We start from the raw sequence: 19,090 nt of genomic DNA, 5'->3' as shown, positions 1-19,090 counted from the left end.
CCTTCCTAACTGTTCCCGAAAATATCGTGGTACGCCGTTGCCAGACGCAGGGGGTCGTGGATCGGACGGCGGCTCGACGCCCCTACTTTACCCAACACCACCTCGGCACCCAGCATCCCTGCGGCCCGTTTGAACTCCTCGACGTCGGGAACGGACACGGGGTCCGCCAGCACGACGTCGATACTGAAGTCGGGCGCGTAGCTGCGCAGCACGTGCAGGTGGTCGGCGGCGGACATCCCCGACGTCTCCTTGGTGTCAGTAGCCAAGTTCATGGTCAGGCACCGTTTGGCAGGGGTGTCGGAGAGCGCCTGGCGCATCTCCGGCAGCAGGAGGTGCGGCAGCACGGACGTGTACCAGGACCCCGGGCCGAGGATGACCCAGTCGGCCAGTTCGATGGCGGTCAGGGCCTCCACGCAGGCGTGTGCCGATTCCGGCAGCAGCCGGACGCTCTCCAGCGAGCCTGCCACCGCGCACTTGGCCTGGCCCCGGACCGTTTCCAGCGTGTACGTGCCGTCGGGACCGGGCACCCGGGCTTCACCCTCGATTGTCAGCGGCTCACTGGACATGGGCAGGACCTGTCCGCGGGCTCCCAAAAGGGCGCCGGCCCATTTGAGTCCGCCCACTGTGTCGCCCAGCAGTTCCCACAGGGTGACGATGAGCAGGTTGCCCATGGCGTGGTCGTCGAGCGAGCCGCCACGGCCAGCCCCGGGCTTGAACCGGTGCTGCATGACGTCCCGCCAGGTGCGGCCCCAGTCGGTGTCGTCACAAAGTGCCGTGAGGGCCATCCGGAGGTCGCCGGGCGGGAGGACGCCGTACTCTTCGCGCAGGCGGCCGGAGGATCCGCCGTCGTCCGCCACGGTGACAATGGCGGTCAGTTCCGTGGTCAGCAGCCGGAGGGCGGACAGCGAAGCGGACAGCCCGTGGCCCCCGCCGAGGGCGACGACGGACGGCCCTTTGTCCAGCTGCCCGCCGCCGGTGCCGCCGGCCGGCGGAACCAGGGGCAGCGGCCCGGTAAGCAGTCCCATTACTCGCGGCCCAGGTCCCGGTGGGTGGTGGTCACCGTGACACGGGGATACTGTGCCAGTTTCTTTGACAGTTCCATGGCGACGGCCACGGAACGGTGCTTGCCGCCGGTGCAGCCCACGGCGATGGTGGCATAGTGCTTGTTTTCGCGGCGGTAGCCGTCCAGCACGGGTTCGATGGCCAGCACGTAGCGATCCACGAAGCTCTTGACTCCTTCGGCTTCGAGGACGTAATCGCTGACGTCCTTGTCCAGGCCGGTGTGCGGGCGAAGCTGCGGGACCCAGTGCGGATTCGGGATGAAGCGGGCATCGACCACAAAGTTCGCGTCCACCGGCAGGCCGTATTTGAAGCCGAAGCTCATGACGTTGAGGCGCAGGGCTACCGGACCGGTTTCACTGAAGAGCTCCGTGATGGCGGTGGCGAGTGCGTGGACGTTGAAATCGGAGGTGTCCAGCACAATGTCCGCGGAATCCCGGAGTTCATGGAGCAAGTCCCGCTCGGCTGCGATGCCGTCGAGGATCCGTCCGCCTTCCTGCAGGGGGTGCGGACGGCGACCCTGCTCGAAGCGGCGGACCAGGACGTCGTCGTTGGCGTCCAGGAAAAGGACACGGAACATGACCCCGCTCGCCTCAAGGGTCTTCAATGCGGCCCGGATGTCGGCGAAGAGGGCCGTGCTGCGGACGTCCACCACCACGGCGAGTTTGGGAATGGACTGCGGGGCGTGGGACACGAGTTCGGCCAGGGTCCCGAGCATCTGCGGCGGAAGGTTCTCAACGACATACCAGCCATGGTCCTCGAGTGCGTCCGCAGCAGTACTGCGGCCTGCCCCGGACATTCCCGTCACCACGAGCAGCTCCGCTTCAACGGGCCTGACGGGCGTCATGCCGTCCTGTTCCGCTTCGGATCCTGCCGTTGACTCTGCCATGAGTAAAGCCCCATTCCTGCTATGTAATTCGACGCAACCGCGCGTTCCGCTTCAGGTCCTTACCCTAGCTAAGTTTCAATGATTTCGCCGGTCGTCATATTGATGGACGGCGCTTCCGCACCGGAGGCCGCGGCGCCGTTGCTGAAATGGCTGACGATTGCGTCCGCCAGCGACGGTCCGATCCCCTTGGCCGTGGCCAGTTCGGCCGCGCTGGCTGTCCGGATGCTCTTGACCGAGCCGAACTGTGCCAGCAGGGCCTTGCGCTTGGCCTCGCCCAGGCCGGGAACGCTGTCCAGGGCGGAAACGGTCATGGCCTTGCCGCGCTTCTGCCGGTGGAACGTGATGGCGAAACGGTGGGCTTCATCGCGGATGCGCTGCAGCAGATAGAGGCCCTCGGACGTGCGCGGCAGGATCACGGGGAAGTCGCTGTCCGGCAGCCAGACTTCCTCAAGCCGCTTGGCGAGGCCCACCACGTAGACGTCGTCGATGCCGAGTTCCGCCAGGGCGCGGGCAGCGGCGTTCACCTGGGGTTTGCCGCCGTCCACCACCACAAGGTTGGGCGGGTAGGCGAACTTGGCACGAGGAGCGGGCGTGGTGGTGTCCTGCATGGACGCCACCGCCACGGCTTCGAGCGCGGCCTGGTGCCCGGGCAGCCGGGCCGCTTCCGCCTGCGCTGATTTCTCCTGCAGGTAGTTCCGGAAGCGGCGGGTGAGGACATCGTGCATCGCGGCCGTGTCGTCGACCGCTGCGGCGCCGGTAATGGAGAACTTGCGGTAGTCGGACTTCTTCGGAAGGCCGTCTTCCACCACCACCATGGACGCCACCACGTTGGTCCCCTGCACGTGGGAAATGTCGAAGCACTCGATACGAAGCAGCGCAACCGGCAGGTCGAGGGCTTCCTGGAGCTCCTGAAGCGCGAGGGAGCGGTTGGTCAGGTCGCCCGCACGCCGTGACTTGTGCAGCTTCAGTGCGTGCTCGGCATTCTCCCGGACCGTGGACATGAGGGCTGCCTTGTCCCCGCGGCGCGGGACCCGGATGTCCACTTTTGCGCCCCGCAGGCCGGCAAGCCACTGGGCGAGTTCGGCAGCGTTGCTCGGCTCCTCCGGAACCAGGACCTCGCGGGGCAGCCGCCCCTGCGTTTCGCCCTCCTCGCCGTAGACCTGCTGGAGCAGGTGCTCCACGAGGTCCGGGGTGGTAAAGTCCTCCACCTTCTCCACCACCCAGCCGCGCTGGCCGCGGACTCGGCCGCCCCGGACATGGAACACCTGGACGGCTGCCTCCAGCTCGTCCTCATGCAGCGCGAAAACGTCGGCGTCGGTGTCTTCCGCCAGCACCACGGCGTTCCGTTCGAAGACCTTTCGGAGGGCAATGATGTCGTCCCGGACCCGCGCGGCGCGCTCGTAGTCGAGCTCGGCAACTGCCGCAGCCATGTCCTTTTCAAGCCGGCCGATGAAGCGCTTGGCTTCGCCGCCCATGAAGGAACAGAAGTCCTCTGCCAGTGCCCGGTGCTCCTCGGGGGTCACCCGCCCGACACACGGCGCGGCACACTTGTCGATGTAGCCGAGCAGGCAGGGCCGTCCGCTGGCCTGCGCCCGTTTCAGGACACCCGGGCTGCAGCTGCGGACGGGGAAAACGCGCAGCAGCGTGTCCATCGTTTCGCGGATGGCCCCGGCGGTGTAGGGGCCGAAGTACCGGGTGCCTTTGCGGCGCTCTCCGCGGAGTACCTGCACCCGGGGGAACTTCTCCCCCATGGTGACGGCAAGGTAGGGGTAGGTTTTGTCGTCGCGGAAGACAACGTTGAACCGTGGCTTGAACTCTTTGATCCAGGTGTATTCGAGCTGCAGCGATTCCAGTTCGCTTCCGACGACGGTCCACTCCACGCTGCTGGCTGCGTGGACCATGGCGTAGGTCTTGGGCAGCAGCCCGCCGGGATTTGCGAAGTACGAATTCAGGCGGGACCGCAGGCTTTTGGCCTTGCCGACGTAGATGACGCGGCCGTGCGGATCCCGGAAGCGGTAGACGCCCGGGTTGGTTGGAATCTCACCCGTTTGGGGTCGGTAACTAGCTGGATCTGCCACGGTTCAAGTCTACTGACGCTGCCGGGAACTTCCGGACAGGGGGTCCTGGGCGCCCTACTCGGCGGCCTTGCTTTGGTTGTAGCTGGTGGACCGCTCCTGGCCGCTGAGCTCCGCGATGGCGTCCATGATGCGGTCCGTCACCTGGCGGCGGGCGGGCAGCGAGTGGTCCGGCCCGGTCTTTTCGAAGTACAGCGGCTCGCCGACCTTCATGGTGAAGTGCTGCGGCTTCACGCCGTTCTGCCCGGCGGGCTGGAGGTTCTCGGTCCCGATGAGGCCGACAGGAATGACCGGCGCGCCGGTGGTCAGTGCGAGCCAACCGACGCCGGTGCGACCCCGGTAGAGGATGCCGTCCCGCGACCGTGTGCCCTCCGGATAGATGCCGATGCCTTTTCCGGCCTCGAGGATGTCCAGCAGCGTCTTGAGGGCGGCCACGCTGGCTGCCTGCTCCCCGCGCTCCACCGGAATGGAACCGACGGATTCGAAGAAGGACTTCATCACCTTCCCCTTCACGCCCCCGGTGGTGAAATATTCGGCCTTGGCGAAGAAGGCCACCGGCCGGGGCATCAGTGCCTGGACGATAACGCTGTCCAGGAAGGACAGGTGGTTCGGCGCGACAATGAACGGACCTTCCGTTGGAACGTTCTCCAGCCCGATGACGGTCGGCCGGCAGGTTCCGGAGATCAGCGTGCGGGTGGTCCAGCGGATCGCATCAAACAACGCCATCGTTGTTCACCTCACTCGGGGCAGCGGCGCGCAGGGCGTCCAGGCGTTCAACGGTTGACACAAGATCCGTGGTGGTGTGGACGATTGCCATTGCCCCTGCCTCGTGGAGTTCGCCGTCAGGGGCGAATCCCCAGCTGACGCCGATGCAGTCAAGGCCGTTGGCCATGGCGCCGGCCACGTCCTGGGCGCGGTCACCCACCATCACGGCGTGCTGCGTACGGAGGTCGGACAGGGCGGCGGCAACGATTTCGGTCTTCCCGAGCGGAGCCCGGGCGTGGGCGGCTTCATCGGCGGCTGAACCGCGGATGAAACGGAAGGAGGACGCGATGCCGTGGTGTTCCAGCACGATCCGTGCGAGCCCTTCCGGCTTCTGCGTGGCCACGGCGATCGGACGGCCGGCGGCGGAGTATTCCTCGACGAGGTCACGGATGCCCGGGTAAAGGCGGCTCTGGGCGATACCCGTTTCGAGGTAGTAGGACCGGTACAGGCGGATGACCTCACCCAACTGCTCCTGTGGAACTCCCGCGATATTGAGGAGGGAATCGCTGAGCTTCGGGCCGATCATCGCGTTGAGTTGGGCCGGGGCGGGAACCCCGATGCCGAGTTCAGTAAGGGCCGCGGAGATTCCGTCCGTTATCCCCCCGGCCGGATCGACAAGAGTGCCGTCCAGGTCGAAGATCACGGGCACTGTTGAAAGGGTCACCGGGTTAGTTTCTCACGAGTGCGCGAATGGCTGAAACTCGCATTCCCCGGCGGGAATACTTCTTCCCGCCGGAGCAGCAAGCTCCAGCCATTCGTCGCGGCCGCGGCGGACCCTAGCCCAGGATCTCCGCCAGGAAGGACGCCGTGTAGCTCGTGGTGGACTTAGCGACCTGTTCGGGGGTTCCGGTGGCGATGATCTGGCCGCCGCCGGAACCGCCGTCGGGACCGAGGTCCACGATCCAGTCCGCGCTCTTGATGACATCGAGGTTGTGCTCGATGGTGATCACGGTGTTGCCCTTGTCCACCAGCCCCTGGAGGACCATCAGCAGCTTGCGGATGTCCTCGAAGTGCAGCCCCGTGGTGGGTTCGTCCAGGACATAGATGCTGCGGCCGTTGGAGCGCTTCTGGAGTTCGGCGGCGAGTTTGACGCGCTGCGCTTCACCGCCCGAGAGCGTGGTGGCAGGCTGTCCCAGGCGCACGTAACCGAGACCGACGTCCACGAGGGTGCGAAGGTGGCGGGCAATCGGGGTGAACGCGGCGAAGAACTCCGCGCCCTCCTCGATGGGCATGTCCAGGACGTCGGCGATGGTCTTGCCCTTGTAGTGGACTTCCAGGGTTTCCCGGTTGTACCGCGCACCATGGCAGACCTCGCACGGGACGTAGACGTCCGGCAGGAAGTTCATTTCGATCTTCAGCGTGCCGTCGCCGGAACAGGCCTCGCAGCGGCCGCCCTTCACATTGAACGAGAACCGCCCGGGCTGGTAACCGCGGACCTTGGCCTCGGTGGTTTCGGCGAAGAGCTTCCGGATGTTGTCGAACACACCCGTGTAGGTGGCGGGGTTGGACCGGGGGGTCCGGCCGATGGGGCTCTGGTCGACGTGCACCACCTTGTCCAGGTGTTCGAGGCCCAGCACTGACTTGTGCCTGCCCGCCACCTGCTTGGCGCCGTTGAGCTTGTTGGCCAGTACCTTGTAGAGGATTTCGTTGACCAGGGTGGACTTGCCGGAACCGCTCACGCCGGTGACCGCCGTCAACAGGCCCAGCGGGAAGGCGGCATCCACGTTGACCAGGTTGTTCTCCCTGGCGCCGACGACCTTCAGCTCCCGCTTCTTGTCATACTTGCGGCGCTTCTTCGGGATTTCAATCTTCTTCCGGCCGGAGAGGTAGTCGCCGGTGAGGGATTCGGTGTTCTCCAGGAGTTCCTTGTACGAACCGGAGTGCACCACCTGGCCGCCGTGTTCACCGGCGCCGGGGCCGATGTCGACCACCCAGTCGGCTTCCTGGATGGTGTCTTCGTCGTGCTCCACCACGATCAGGGTGTTGCCGAGGTCGCGCAAGCGCGTGAGCGTTTCGATCAGCCGGCGGTTGTCCCGCTGGTGCAGGCCGATGGAAGGTTCGTCGAGGACGTAGAGAACGCCCACGAGGCCGGAACCGATCTGGGTTGCCAGCCGGATGCGCTGGGCTTCGCCGCCGGACAATGTGCCGGAGGGACGCTCCAGGTTCAGGTACTCCAGCCCGACGTCGAGGAGGAAGGTCAGTCGCGCCTGGATTTCCTTGAGGACCTGGTGGGCGATCTGGGCTTCGCGGCCGGTCAGCACCAGGGTGTCCAGGAAGTGCGCGCATTCCCGCATGGGCATGGCCGCCACCTCGGCGATGGACTTGCCGTTGATCAGCACGGACAGCGAGGCCGGGTTCAGGCGGGCACCGTTGCAGGCAGGGCACGGGATCTGCCGCATGTACTCTTCGTACCGGTCCCGGGCAGAGTCCGAATCCGTTTCCAGGTGCTTGCGGTGGACGTACTGGATCACGCCCTCGAAGCCGGTGCTGTACTTGCGCTCCCGGCCGAAGCGGTTGCGGTACTGCACGACGACCTTGTGGTCCTTGCCGTGCAGGACGGTCTGCCGGATGTCCTTGGGAAGTTTCTGCCACGGCGTCTTCATGGAGAAGCCGAGCTCCTTCGCCAGCCCGGACAGCAGCCGGTTCCAGTACTCGCTGGTGGCGGTGCCCAGCGACCAGGGCGCGATGGCGCCCTCACCCAGGGAAAGCTCCCCGTTCGGAATGATGAGTTCCTCGTCAACCTCCAGCTTGGTGCCGATGCCGCTGCACGCCGAGCACGCCCCGAAGGGGTTGTTGAACGAGAACGAGCGGGGCTCGATCTCATCAATGGCGAGGGGGTGTTCGTTGGGGCATGCGAGGTGCTCGGAGAACGCCCGGATCCGTTCCGGATCATCGGCTTCAAGGTCCACGAACTCTGCCAGCACACGGCCCTCAGCCAATCCGAGTGCTGTCTCGACGGAGTCCGTCAGGCGCTGGCGGATGCCGTCCTTGACCACGAGCCGGTCCACTACCACCTCGATGGTGTGCTTGAACTGCTTGCCGAGCTTGGGCGGATCGCTGAGCTGGACGAGGTCCCCGTCGACCCGGGCTCGGGAGTAGCCCTTGGCCGTGAGTTCCTTGAAAAGATCGACAAATTCACCCTTGCGGCCGCGGACCACGGGGGCGAGGACCTGGAAGCGCGTGCCGTCCGGCAGTTCAAGAAGCTGGTCCACGATCTGCTGCGGCGTCTGCTTGGCCACCTGCTCGCCACAAATGGGGCAATGCGGGCGGCCCACACGTGCCCAGAGCAGGCGCATGTAGTCGTAGATCTCCGTGATGGTGCCGACGGTGGAGCGGGGGTTCTTGCTGGTGGATTTCTGGTCGATCGAAACAGCCGGGGACAGGCCCTCGATGAAGTCCACGTCCGGCTTGTCCACCTGCCCCAGGAACTGGCGGGCGTACGCGGAGAGGGACTCGACGTAGCGGCGCTGCCCCTCGGCGAAGATCGTATCGAATGCCAGGGATGACTTGCCCGACCCGGAGAGCCCGGTGAAAACGATCATGGAGTCGCGCGGCAGGTCCAGGTCCACGTTCCGCAGGTTATGCTCCCGGGCCCCTTTTACTACGAGGCGGGAAAGGTCAGGGCGCGCCGGTTTTCCTGGTTTTAGGGGGACGACGGCGGAGCGGGCATCAAGGGCTGGTTCTTCAGCTACGGCTTTAGGCACCCACTAATGCTAATCGAAAACTTCTTCGAATTTCTATTGCGGGGGCCTATTCGGCGTCGTAGGCGGCCGCCAGCAGCTGCACTGCCTCCGCGAAGCTGGCGCCCTGGGCCTTGGCCGCCGTGGCGAATTCGGCCGCCGCCGCGGTCAGGGATGTCCAGGCCTCGTCCCTGGCGCAGATCACGGTTCCGTGCCGGCCGCGGGTGGCGACCACTCCGGCTGCTTCCAGCTCCTTGTACGCCCGGGCCACCGTGTGCGGTGCGACGCCCAGTGCGCTGGCAAGGCTCCGCACTGCGGGAAGCCGGGTGCCGGGAGCGAGGGCACCGCTGTCCGCCCGTTCGATGATGTTCAGGCGCAGCTGTTCAAAGAGCGGCACGGAGCTGCCCTGGTTCGGCCGCCAGGTCCCCGGAAATTCGTTCGCGCCGCTCACAGTCCGGACTCCGCTGCGCGCAAGGACTCTTCGCCGCCGGCAAACTGGGCGTCATAGAGCCTGCTGTAGTTGCCCTTCGCTGACAGCAGCTGGTGGTGGTTCCCTTGTTCAACGATTCGTCCGTGGTCCATGACCAGAATTAGATCAGCGTCCCGCACGGTGGACAAACGGTGGGCAATCACGAAGCTGGTCCGGCCGTGCCGCAGCCGCTGCATTGCCTGCCGGATCTGTACCTCAGTGCGCGTGTCCACGGAACTTGTTGCCTCGTCCAGGACCAGGATGCTCCGGCCGGCGAGGTGGGCCCTGGCGATGGTGATCAGCTGCCGCTGGCCCTGGCTGAGGGTGTCGCCGTCATTGCCCAGCACGGTCGCGTAGCCGTCCGGGAGGGACCTGACGAAGTGGTCCACCAGGGTGGCTTCGGCGGCGGAGAGGACCTCGGCTTCGCTCGCACCGGGCCGGCCGTACTCGATGTTTTCCCTGATGGAGCCCGTGAACACCCAGGCGTCCTGCAACACCATCCCGATCATGGACCGCAGCTCGTCGCGGGAGCGCTCCGTGATGTCCGTGCCGTCGATGGTGATCCGGCCGGAATCCAGCTCGTAGAACCTCATGAGCAGGTTCACCATGGTGGTCTTGCCGGCTCCGGTATGGCCCACGATGGCCACGGTCTGCCCGGGCTCGGCGGTGAAGGACACGTCCCGGACCACAGGGGCACCGCCGCCATAGCCGAAGGTGACGGCGTCGAACACCACCCGGCCGCCGGCCGCGACGGGGCCGGATGTACGGGTGCCCGCCGTCGCGTGCTGTCCTGCGCCGTCCGCCGGAAGGGCTGACCCGTCCGCCGGGATTTCCGCCGCGTCCAGCAGGGCGAACACCCGCTCCGCTGACGCAATGCAGGACTGGATCAAGGTGACCATCCCGCCGATCTGGCCGATGGGCTGGCTGAAAAGCCTGCTGAACTGGATGAAGGCCTGGACACCGCCAATGGTCATCGCCCCGGCAATGACCTGCAGGGCCCCCACCACAGCCACCGCTATGTAGTTAAGGTTGGAGACGAACACCAGGAGGGGCTGCACCGCGCCTGAAACGTACTGGGCGCGGGCACTGGTCCGGAAGAGCCTGTCGTTGCTGTTGGTGAAGGTCTCGGTGGCCAGCCCCTGCCGGCCGAAAGCCTTGAGAACTTCGTGGCCCGTGATGTATTCCTCGAGGTGTGCGTTGAGTTCGCCCGTGGTACTCCATTGCTCGGAAAAATGCGCCTGCGACTTCCGGGCCACGAGCACCGTGACCACCGTGGAAAAAGGCACGGTGACGAGGGCAATCACTGCCAGGACCGGTGAGAGCCACAGCATCATGGACAGTGAGCCGAGCAACATCAGCACCGACAGGATCAGCTGGTTCAGCAACTGGTTCAAGGCCTGCGAGATGTTGTCGACGTCGTTGGTTGCCCGGCTCAGGACGTCGCCGCGGCGCTGCTCGTCGAAATGCGCGGACGGCAGCCGCGCCAGTTTGTCCTCCACCGCCGCCCGCAGCCGGTAGCTCACCCGTTGCACAGCCGTGGCAGTGACCGCTCCCTGAACCCAGCTGAAGGCTGAGGCGCCCAGGTACATCACCGCCACGACCAGGAGCAGGGCGCCCAGCTTTTGCTCGTTGAAGGTCCCGCCAAAAACACCTTCAACCACGACGTCGGTGGCGTCACCCAGCAGCTTGGGAGCCGACACGTTGAGCGCGACGAACGCGCAGGTGGCAGCCACAGCGGCGATCATTCGCCAGGTGAAGGGCCGAAGCAGCCGCAGCAGCCGCCTGCCGGTGGCCCAGGCGCCGGCACCCCCGGAGCTGACCGCCGTCGTCGTTGCAGTCGGTGCGGTCACAGCCTGCCTCCCAGCGCAAGCTGTGAGGCGGCAATCTCCTGGTACACCGTCGAGGTGCGCATGAGTTCCGTGTGTGTCCCCTGCGCAACGAGCCTGCCCTGGTCGAGCACCAGGATGAGGCCCGCGTCGAGGATCGTGGCGATGCGCTCGGCCACGATGATCACCGTGGACCGGCGCGTGAGCGGGGCGAGCGCCTGGCGGAGGCGAGCGTCCGTTGCATAGTCCAGCGCGGAGAGGCTGTCGTCGAAAAGGTATACCGGGGCGTCCCGGAGCAGTGCGCGGGCAATGCACAGGCGCTGGCGCTGCCCGCCGGAAAAATTCGTTCCGCCCTGGCTCACGGCGCTGTGGAGCCCGTGCGGCAGTTCGCGCACGAAGTCCTCCGCCTGGGCGGCGCGGAGCGCCCGGAGGAGGTCCGCGTCGCTGGCGTGCGGGGCTGCTATCCGCAGGTTCCCGGCCACGGTCCCGGAAAAAAGGTAGGCGCGCTGGGGCACCAGCGACAGGCTGTCCCGCAGGAAATGGAGCGGAAGTGAGCGAACGTTGTGGCCGCCGATGAGGATGTCCCCCGACGTGGCGTCCAGGAACCGCGGCAGGAGGTTGAGCAGCGTCGACTTGCCGCTACCCGTTGAACCGATGATGGCGGTGGTGGTACCCGGCGACGCGGTGAAGCTGATGCCTTCCAGCACGGGCGCTTCCGCTCCGGGATAGGCAAAGGTGACGTCGCGGAATTCCACCGTGCCGCCCGGCGTGCGCCCGCCCGGGGGCAGCCCTGCGCGTGAGATCGGAGGATCAGCGATGGCCGGGCTGGTGTCCAGCACGGCCTGGATCCGTTCGGCGCAGACCGCGGCGCGGGGAGCTGTCATCAGCACGTACATCGCCATCATGATGGCGATGAGGATCTGCAGGATGTAGGCGATGAAGGCTGTCAGCGAGCCGAGCTGCATGTCGCCGGCCTGGATCCTGTGGCCGCCGAACCAGACGACCGCCACGGACGACAGGTTGACCACGATCATGATCAGCGGAAGCATCCCTGCCACCATGAGTGCCGACTGCAGGTTGTTACGGGTCAGTTCGCGGTTGACGACGGCGAAGCGGCGAGCCTCGTGCGCCTGGCGGACGAACGCCCGGATCACGTTGGCGCCGATGATCTGCTCGCGCAGCACGCGGCTGATCCGGTCGATCAGCACCTGGCCCTGCCGGTACAGGGGCACCAGGCGGCGGACGATCACATACATGATGAGGACCAGCACGGGCACGATGGCCACCACGATGCCGGAGAGGACCACGTCCTGGTTCAGGGCCAGCACGATGCCGCCGATGCCCATGGCGGGCGCCGCCACCAGCATGGTGAAGACCAGGACGGCCAGCGCCTGGATCTGTTGGACGTCATTGGTGGCCCGGGTCACCAGGCTGGTCACGCCGAACGTCCCCACTTCCTGGGAGGACAGCGACTGGACTTTCGCGAAGAGCTCCTGGCGCAGTTGACGGCCAAGCTTCATGGCCACATTCGCACTGAAGTACCCGGCAGCCAGGGCGGCGGCAACCTGGACGGCGGCAATTGCGGCCATCCACCCGCCCAGCCGCAGGATCAGGTCCGTGTTTCCCTTGACGATTCCATCGTCGATGACGGAGGCATTGAGCGTGGGCAGGAAGAGGTTGGCCGTGGTCTGGACGAACTGCAGCACCACGATGGCCAGAACGGCAGGCTTATGCGCGGCGAGCAGCCGCATCATCATGCCCCGGAGCACCGCAGCTCCTCCCGCCGTGGCGCCATATTCAGCCCCGTTTCCGCGCGACTGCGAAGATCCTCCGGAACGGGAACACTGTGCCGTGGGCCGTGGCCGGATAGGCATCCCGCAGCCCCGCGGAGTACTCCGCTTCGAATTCAGCCGCCTCGTCGGGTGAGAGCGCCGCCAGCACCGGCCGCAGCCCGGCTCCCCTGACCCACTCCAGCACCGGATCCGGCCCGTGGAGCACCTGCTGGTAGGTGGTTTCCCACGCATCCGCGTCGCAGCCGGCGTCGAGCATGATGTTCAGGTATTCGGCCGGTTCGGCGACGGCGTCGTCGTGCCGCAGCACGCCGTCGAGCGTATCCTTCCAGCGGCGGGACTCCGCGAGCTGCCGCATGAGCACATGCGAGGGTGACGTGAAATTGCCGGGAACCTGCAGGGCGAACCATGCGCCGGGCCTGAGTGCCTCCAGCCAGCCGGCCAGCAGTGCGGGGTGTCCGGGGACCCACTGCAGCGCCGCGTTGGACACCACCACACCGGTGCGCTCCGTAGGCATCCATTCGGTGATGTCCTGCAGTTCGAAGGAGAGGTTGGCCGCCCGTGCCGCGTGTTCCGCTGCCCTGCGCAGCATCTCGGCGGACGAGTCGACTCCCGCCACCTGGGCGTCCGGCCAGCGTTCCGCCAGGGTGGCGGTCAGGTTGCCTGGCCCGCAGCCGAGGTCAACCACGTGGCGGGGACGCTCGGCGTGGATGCGCGCAGTCAGGTCAAAATACGGCCTGTCGCGGTGGTTGCCGAACTCCACGTACTTCGCAGGATCCCACTTCAAAGACGCCCCCTCCAATAGCTCATGCTGTTGCCGTCAGGCCGAGCCTAGCCCGGGCCGGCCCCGCGACCAAGGAAGAACCACCCATTGGCGGCTGGCACTAAGCTTGAAAGCAATGAAACTCGTTGAGCAGCTCCCTGTCCCGGCCGAACGCACGTCCAGCGGGACGGACCTCGATCCGGACGAGCTCTACACCCGCTTCGTCGAATGGACCGAAAGCCGCGGATTGTCCCTTTACGCCGCACAGGACGAAGCCATCATGGAGCTGGCGTCCGGGGATAACGTCATTCTGGCTACTCCCACGGGTTCCGGCAAGTCCTTGGTGGCAATCGCCGCACACTTCCAGGCCATGGCGCGCGGGGACCGCAGCTACTACACGGCGCCCATCAAGGCGCTTGTGTCGGAGAAATTCTTCGCCCTGTGCGAGATATTCGGCGCCGAAAACGTGGGGATGATTACCGGCGACTCCGGCGTCAACCAGGACGCCCCCATCATCTGCTGCACCGCCGAAATCCTCGCCAACATCGCCCTTCGCGAGGGTGCGGGAGCGGATCTTGGCGCGGTCATCATGGACGAGTTCCACTTCTACTCCGACCCGCAGCGCGGCTGGGCCTGGCAGGTGCCGTTGCTGGAACTCCCGCAGGCGCAGTTCCTGCTGATGTCCGCCACACTGGGCGATGTCAGCCGCTTCGAGGCCGGCCTCACGGAACTGACGGGGCGCCCGACGACGACAGTCAGTTCCGCTGAACGCCCGATTCCGCTCCACTACTACTACGAGCAGACTCCTGTGCACGAGTCCCTCGAGGAGCTTCTGTCCACCAAGCAGGTCCCGGTCTATGTGGTCCACTTCAGCCAGCTTGAGGCGATAGACCGGGCTCAGAACCTGATGAGCATCAACGTCTGCACCCGCGAGGAGAAGGACAAGATCGCGGAGCTGATTGCCGGCTTCCGTTTCGCGGCCGGTTTCGGCAAGACCCTTAACCGGCTGGTGCGGCACGGCATCGGCGTCCACCACGCCGGGATGCTGCCAAAGTACCGGCGGCTGGTGGAGCAGCTGGCGCAGGCCGGCCTGCTCAAGGTCATCTGCGGCACGGACACCCTGGGCGTCGGGATCAACGTGCCTATCCGCACCGTCCTGCTCACCGCCCTGAGCAAGTACGACGGCGTCCGCACCCGGCTGCTGAACTCGCGCGAGTTCCACCAGATCGCGGGCCGCGCGGGGCGGGCCGGCTACGACACCGCCGGCACCGTGGTGGTGCAGGCTCCCGAACACGTCATCGAGAACGTCAAGGCGATGGCGAAAGCCACCGCCAAGTTCGGCGACGACCAGAAGAAACTCCGCCAGGTGGTCAAGCGCAAGCCGCCGGAAGGCTTCGTGTCCTGGGGCGAACCGACGTACAACCGGCTGGTGAGCTCAGTCCCGGATCCGCTGACCTCAAGCTTCACCGTGACGCATGCCATGCTGATGAACCTGATGGAACGTCCCGGCGACCCGTTCAAGGCGGCACGCCGGCTGCTCACCGAAAACCACGAGCCCCGCAGTTCGCAGCTGCAGCTGATGAAGAAGGCCCTCGGAATCTACCGCGAGCTGCTGGCCGCAGGAGTGGTGGAGCGGATCCCGCCGGAGGAACAGGGCCCCGACGGCAGGACGGTCCGGCTCACGGTCCACCTGCAGGCCAACTTCGCGCTGAACCAGCCGCTCTCGCCGTTTGCGCTGGCGGCGCTGGAGCTCCTTGATCCGGAGTCGCCGTCGTACGCCCTCGATGTGGTGTCCGTCATCGAATCCACGCTGGAAAAGCCCCGGCAGATCCTCTCCGCCCAGCAGAAGAAGGCCCGGGGCGAAGCCATCGCCGCCATGAAGGCCGACGGCATCGAGTACGACCAGCGGATGGCCATGCTGGAGGATGTCACCTACCCGCAGCCGCTCGCGGAAATCCTGGGTGAGGCCTTCGATGTCTACCGCAAGGCCGCACCGTGGGTGGGCGACTTCGAACTCGCCCCCAAATCGGTGGTCCGGGACATGTACGAACGGGCCATGAACTTCGGCGAATTCGTCCAGTTCTACGGACTGGCCCGCTCCGAAGGCATTGTGCTGCGGTACCTCGCGGACGGCTTCAAGGCACTGCGGCAGACGGTGCCGCAGGACGCGCTGCGGGAAGACCTCGAGGACCTGATTGCCTGGCTGGGCGAGCTGGTCCGCCAGGTCGATTCCAGCCTCCTGGACGAATGGGAGGAGCTGACCTCCGGGGCAGCCCCGACTCCGCATGACGCTCCCCCGCCTCCACCGCCGTCACTGACGTCCAACATCAGGGCGTTCCGCGTGATGGTCCGGAACGAGATGTTCCGGCGCGTGGAGCTTTTCGCCGACGAGGCGGCCACGGAACTCGGTGAGCTCGACGGCGGCGCCGGCTGGGATGCCGACCGCTGGGAGGACGTCCTGGATGACTACTTTGACGAACACAACGACATCGGCACCGGGCCGGACGCCCGCGGGCCGGGCCTGCTGATCATTACCGAGGAACCCGGGATCTGGAAAGTGCGGCAGATCTTCGACGATCCCGCCCGAAACCACGACTGGGGCATCTCGGCGGAAGTGGACCTTGCGGCATCCGACGAGACGGGCACGGCGGTGGTCCGGGTGACCGACGTGAACCGGCTGTAGGCGCTAGTAAACTCGAACAATGAGTGTAATCCGCCCCGCAACCGTTGAAGACGTCCCCGTCATCCTGCAGATGATCCATGAACTGGCCATCTACGAAAAGGAACCCCACGCAGTCCGGAACACCCCGGAAATGCTCACCGGGGTCCTCTTCGGCGAAAACCCGCGGGTGTACGCCGCGATGGCCGAGAATGAATCCGGCAAGGTCCGCGGCTTCGCGCTCTGGTTCCTGAACTACTCCACGTGGGAAGGCGTCCACGGCATCTACCTGGAGGACCTTTACGTGACTCCGGAGGCCCGGGGCGAAGGCCACGGCAAGGCGCTGCTGCAGCACCTGGCGGCCACCGCCGTCGAACGCGGTTACGCGCGCGTTGAGTGGAGCGTCCTGGACTGGAACGAACCGTCCATCAACTTCTACAAGAAGCTGGGCGCCTTTCCCATGGACGAGTGGTCCACCTTCCGGCTGACCGGGGAGGCCCTCAAGTCGTTCGGAACCTCCCGCGAGGCGCAGGTCATTGGCTGATCTTCCGATGACCGGGCTGGCTGCCGTGGGGATGCTGGAGGCTGCGGCCGATGCCGCCGCCACGCTTCCCAACACCGTCCCGCACACCGTCAAGGCGCGCCACGAGTACCGCGGGATGCGCACGGCAGAACACTATTTCGAGGTGCCGCTGGACCATTTCAGCGACGGCACCGGGGAGACCGTCACCGTGTTTGCGCGCGAGTACGTCTCCGCCGGCCACACCGGGGAAGAAGCCGCGAAGCTGCCGTGGCTGCTCTACCTGCAGGGCGGTCCCGGCGGACGGGGCAACCGGTTCCCCTCCCTCGGCGGCTGGAGCAAGGCCGCCGCCAGGGACTTCCGCATCCTCATGCTGGACCAGCGCGGGACGGGGCTGTCCACGCCGATCGACCGGAACACGCTCCCGCTCCGCGGGAACGAGACAGACCAGCTTGAGTACCTGACGCACTTCCGTGCGGACTCGATTGTTGCCGACGCCGAAGCGATCCGGCATGCCCTCGGGTCCGCGCCGTGGACCATCTACGGGCAAAGCTACGGCGGCTTCTGCGCACTCAGCTACCTCTCCTTCGCCCCGGAAGGCCTGCGCGGGGCGCTCATCACCGGCGGCCTGGCTCCGCTGCACGGCCCTGCGGACCGGGTGTACCAGGCCACCTACCGGCGCGTCGCCGCCCGCAACGCAGAATACTTCAAGTCCTACCCCGAGGACCGCGCCGCGGTCACCCGCATTGCCCGGCACCTTCGCGAAACCGAGGAACACCTGCCCGACGGCCAGCGGCTCACCGTGGAGCGTTTCCAGATGGTGGGGTCCTTCCTTGGCGGAAACACCCGCGTGGACACCCTGCACCATCTGCTGGAGGATGCCTTCGTGGCCACGCCCGGCGGCGAACGCCTCTCGGACGCATTCCTGGAGCAGGTACGCGGAATCGTCACCCGCGCAGGGAACCCGCTGTATGCCCTCATGCACGAGTCCATCTACGGGCAGGGGGAAGCCACGGACTGGGCCGCGTTGCGCGTACTCCGGGACTTTCCTGAATTCCGCCCGGACGCGGCCGAGCCGCTGCTGACCGGAGAAATGGTCTATCCCTGGTATTTCGAACAGGACGCGGCGCTCCGGCCGCTGCGCAATGTTGCCCAGCTGCTGGCTGAGAAGTCCGACTGGAAGCCGCTGTATGACGCGGGGCAGCTGGCATCGAACACCGTTCCCGTGGCCGCCGCGGTGTACAGCGAGGACATCTACGTCGACCGGGACCTTTCGCTCGAAACGGCGTCGGCCGTCCGCGGGCTCCAGGTCTGGGAGACCGCGGACTTCCACCATGACGGCATCGCGGACGACGGCGAAGGAATCTTCGGGCGCCTGTTGGGCATGGTGCGCTCAGTCCGCCCTTGAGCGAATCCGCAAAGCAGACAACCCCGGCCACCCATGTGGCCGGGGTTGTCTGCTACGTGGGACGGCGCGGAGGCCTACTCGGCGTCGCTCATGCTCTTGCGGGCGTCCTCTTCGAGGCGAGCGTCCACCTTCGCCTGGGCAGCCTTGGAGCTCACCAGGCTGGCGATCACGGCCACGATGATGGTGCCGACGATGACGGCAAGGGACACGAACGTGGGGATCTCGGGAGCCCACTCGATGTGCTTGCCGCCGTTGATGAACGGCAGTTCGTTGACGTGCATCGCGTGCAGGACCAGCTTGACGCCAATGAACGCCAGGATGAAGGACAGCGCGTGCTTCAGGTAGATCAGGCGGTTCATCAGGCCGCCCAGCAGGAAGTACAGCTGGCGCAGGCCCATCAGGGCAAAGAGGTTGGCGGTGAAGACGATGAACGGGCTCTGCGTCAGGCCGAAGATGGCCGGGATGGAGTCAACAGCGAACAGCAGGTCGGTCAGCCCGATCGTGACGAAGACGATCAGCATCGGGGTGAAAACCTTCTTGCCGTCAACCGTGGTGCGCAGCTTGCCGCCGTCGAACTTCTCCGACATCGGGATCACCTTGCGGAGCTTCGCGATCAGCGGGTTTTCCTTGTCCTCCTCGTCTTCACCCTCATCCTGGGCCTGCTTCCAGGCGGTCCAGAGCAGGAAGGCGCCGAAGATGTAGAAGACCCAGCTGAACTGCTCGATCACGATGGCGCCCAGCAGGATGAAGATGCCGCGCAGGATCAGGGCAATGATGATGCCCACCATCAGTACTTCCTGCTGGTACTTACGGGGCACCGAGAAGCGGGCCATGATGATGATGAACACAAAGAGGTTGTCGATGCTGAGGCTGTACTCCGTCACCCAGCCGGCAACGAACTGCCCGCCGAACTCCGGGCCCGTAAAGGCAAACATGGCACCCGCAAAGACCAGGGCCAGGGCCACGTAGAAGGTGACCCACAGGCCGGCTTCCTTCATGGACGGCTCGTGCGGGCGCCGCAGCACCAGGAGGAGGTCGAAAGCGAGGATGAGGCCGAGGACGACGAAGGAGCCGACCTCAAACCAAACGGGTAAATCGAGCACAGGGATGCCTTTCGCAGGGTACAGAGAAGCGGTGTAAGTCTCTCCGGCTTGCCTGTGCACTTGGTGCTGAATTGGCAGCCCGCT

At 66.0% G+C, this 19,090-nt stretch carries 14 protein-coding genes; 3 read left to right on the top strand and 11 right to left on the bottom strand.

What is annotated here, in order from left to right:
- Positions 1 to 5 precede the first annotated feature (5 nt).
- The 10 genes from AC1MDG_RS10405 to AC1MDG_RS10360 all read right to left on the bottom strand — a co-directional run bounded on the left by AC1MDG_RS10405 (position 6) and on the right by AC1MDG_RS10360 (position 13,340).
- Positions 6 to 1,025 (bottom strand): gluconeogenesis factor YvcK family protein, encoded by a 1,020-nt coding sequence (locus AC1MDG_RS10405; RefSeq protein WP_043481404.1) that lies wholly within the window; start codon positions 1,023 to 1,025, stop codon positions 6 to 8.
- On the bottom strand, positions 1,025 to 1,948 hold the full coding sequence (gene rapZ, locus AC1MDG_RS10400) for an RNase adapter RapZ (protein WP_043481402.1): 924 nt from the start codon (positions 1,946 to 1,948) through the stop codon (positions 1,025 to 1,027). Before rapZ ends, AC1MDG_RS10405 begins: the two co-directional genes overlap by 1 nt.
- Before the next feature lie 68 nt (positions 1,949 to 2,016).
- Complete coding sequence (gene uvrC, locus AC1MDG_RS10395) at positions 2,017 to 4,026, bottom strand: excinuclease ABC subunit UvrC (protein WP_479808952.1); 2,010 nt, start codon at positions 4,024 to 4,026, stop codon at positions 2,017 to 2,019.
- Positions 4,027 to 4,080: 54 nt separating this feature from the next.
- Positions 4,081 to 4,749, bottom strand: coding sequence for a lysophospholipid acyltransferase family protein (locus AC1MDG_RS10390; protein WP_043481399.1), 669 nt, complete (start codon positions 4,747 to 4,749; stop codon positions 4,081 to 4,083).
- Positions 4,736 to 5,452: an HAD hydrolase-like protein gene (locus AC1MDG_RS10385; RefSeq protein WP_479808950.1), complete on the bottom strand. Its 717-nt coding sequence runs from the start codon at positions 5,450 to 5,452 to the stop codon at positions 4,736 to 4,738. Before AC1MDG_RS10385 ends, AC1MDG_RS10390 begins: the two co-directional genes overlap by 14 nt.
- 112 nt (positions 5,453 to 5,564) lie before the next feature.
- Positions 5,565 to 8,492: an excinuclease ABC subunit UvrA gene (gene uvrA / locus AC1MDG_RS10380; protein ID WP_479808948.1), complete on the bottom strand. Its 2,928-nt coding sequence runs from the start codon at positions 8,490 to 8,492 to the stop codon at positions 5,565 to 5,567.
- A 46-nt stretch (positions 8,493 to 8,538) separates the two neighbouring features.
- Entirely contained in the window at positions 8,539 to 8,919 is a 381-nt protein-coding gene (locus AC1MDG_RS10375; RefSeq protein ID WP_479808947.1) for a GntR family transcriptional regulator, read from the bottom strand.
- On the bottom strand, positions 8,916 to 10,682 hold the full coding sequence (locus AC1MDG_RS10370) for an ABC transporter ATP-binding protein (RefSeq protein ID WP_479809073.1): 1,767 nt from the start codon (positions 10,680 to 10,682) through the stop codon (positions 8,916 to 8,918). Before AC1MDG_RS10370 ends, AC1MDG_RS10375 begins: the two co-directional genes overlap by 4 nt.
- A 101-nt stretch (positions 10,683 to 10,783) precedes the next feature.
- Positions 10,784 to 12,520 carry an ABC transporter ATP-binding protein gene (locus AC1MDG_RS10365; RefSeq protein WP_479809072.1) on the bottom strand — a complete coding sequence of 579 codons (1,737 nt, stop codon included), beginning with the start codon at positions 12,518 to 12,520 and terminating at the stop codon, positions 10,784 to 10,786.
- A 40-nt stretch (positions 12,521 to 12,560) separates the two neighbouring features.
- Positions 12,561 to 13,340 (bottom strand): trans-aconitate 2-methyltransferase, encoded by a 780-nt coding sequence (locus AC1MDG_RS10360; RefSeq protein ID WP_479808945.1) that lies wholly within the window; start codon positions 13,338 to 13,340, stop codon positions 12,561 to 12,563.
- 112 nt (positions 13,341 to 13,452) lie between these two features.
- Here AC1MDG_RS10360 and AC1MDG_RS10355 point away from each other — a divergent pair, with 112 nt between their 5' ends.
- The 3 genes from AC1MDG_RS10355 to AC1MDG_RS10345 are packed head-to-tail and all read left to right on the top strand — an operon-like array spanning position 13,453 to position 17,903.
- Positions 13,453 to 15,999 carry a DEAD/DEAH box helicase gene (locus AC1MDG_RS10355; RefSeq protein WP_479808943.1) on the top strand — a complete coding sequence of 849 codons (2,547 nt, stop codon included), beginning with the start codon at positions 13,453 to 13,455 and terminating at the stop codon, positions 15,997 to 15,999.
- A gap of 19 nt (positions 16,000 to 16,018) precedes the next feature.
- Complete coding sequence (locus AC1MDG_RS10350) at positions 16,019 to 16,519, top strand: N-acetyltransferase family protein (protein ID WP_479808942.1); 501 nt, start codon at positions 16,019 to 16,021, stop codon at positions 16,517 to 16,519.
- Positions 16,520 to 16,550: 31 nt separating this feature from the next.
- Complete coding sequence (locus AC1MDG_RS10345) at positions 16,551 to 17,903, top strand: alpha/beta fold hydrolase (RefSeq protein WP_479809071.1); 1,353 nt, start codon at positions 16,551 to 16,553, stop codon at positions 17,901 to 17,903.
- Positions 17,904 to 17,977: 74 nt separating this feature from the next.
- Here AC1MDG_RS10345 and AC1MDG_RS10340 read toward each other — a convergent pair whose 3' ends face one another.
- On the bottom strand, positions 17,978 to 19,006 hold the full coding sequence (locus tag AC1MDG_RS10340; RefSeq protein WP_043481383.1) for a TerC family protein: 1,029 nt from the start codon (positions 19,004 to 19,006) through the stop codon (positions 17,978 to 17,980).
- Positions 19,007 to 19,090 lie beyond the last annotated feature (84 nt).

It is taken from the genome of Arthrobacter sp. AIWTK1 (genome assembly GCF_056680535.1).
This window is presented reverse-complemented; position numbering and strand designations above follow the sequence as displayed.

Excerpts from the sequence above, each read along its gene's own strand:
- AC1MDG_RS10405 (WP_043481404.1), bottom strand. The coding sequence starts at position 1,025 with ATGGGACTGCTTACCGGGCCGCTGCCCCTGGTTCCGCCGGCCGGCGGC.
- rapZ (WP_043481402.1), bottom strand. The coding sequence starts at position 1,948 with ATGGCAGAGTCAACGGCAGGATCCGAAGCGGAACAGGACGGCATGACG.
- AC1MDG_RS10390 (WP_043481399.1), bottom strand. The coding sequence starts at position 4,749 with ATGGCGTTGTTTGATGCGATCCGCTGGACCACCCGCACGCTGATCTCC.
- AC1MDG_RS10370 (WP_479809073.1), bottom strand. The coding sequence starts at position 10,682 with ATGATCGCCGCTGTGGCTGCCACCTGCGCGTTCGTCGCGCTCAACGTG.
- AC1MDG_RS10365 (WP_479809072.1), bottom strand. The coding sequence starts at position 12,520 with ATGATGATGCGGCTGCTCGCCGCGCATAAGCCTGCCGTTCTGGCCATC.
- AC1MDG_RS10355 (WP_479808943.1), top strand. The coding sequence starts at position 13,453 with ATGAAACTCGTTGAGCAGCTCCCTGTCCCGGCCGAACGCACGTCCAGC.
- AC1MDG_RS10350 (WP_479808942.1), top strand. The coding sequence starts at position 16,019 with ATGAGTGTAATCCGCCCCGCAACCGTTGAAGACGTCCCCGTCATCCTG.
- AC1MDG_RS10345 (WP_479809071.1), top strand. The coding sequence starts at position 16,551 with ATGCTGGAGGCTGCGGCCGATGCCGCCGCCACGCTTCCCAACACCGTC.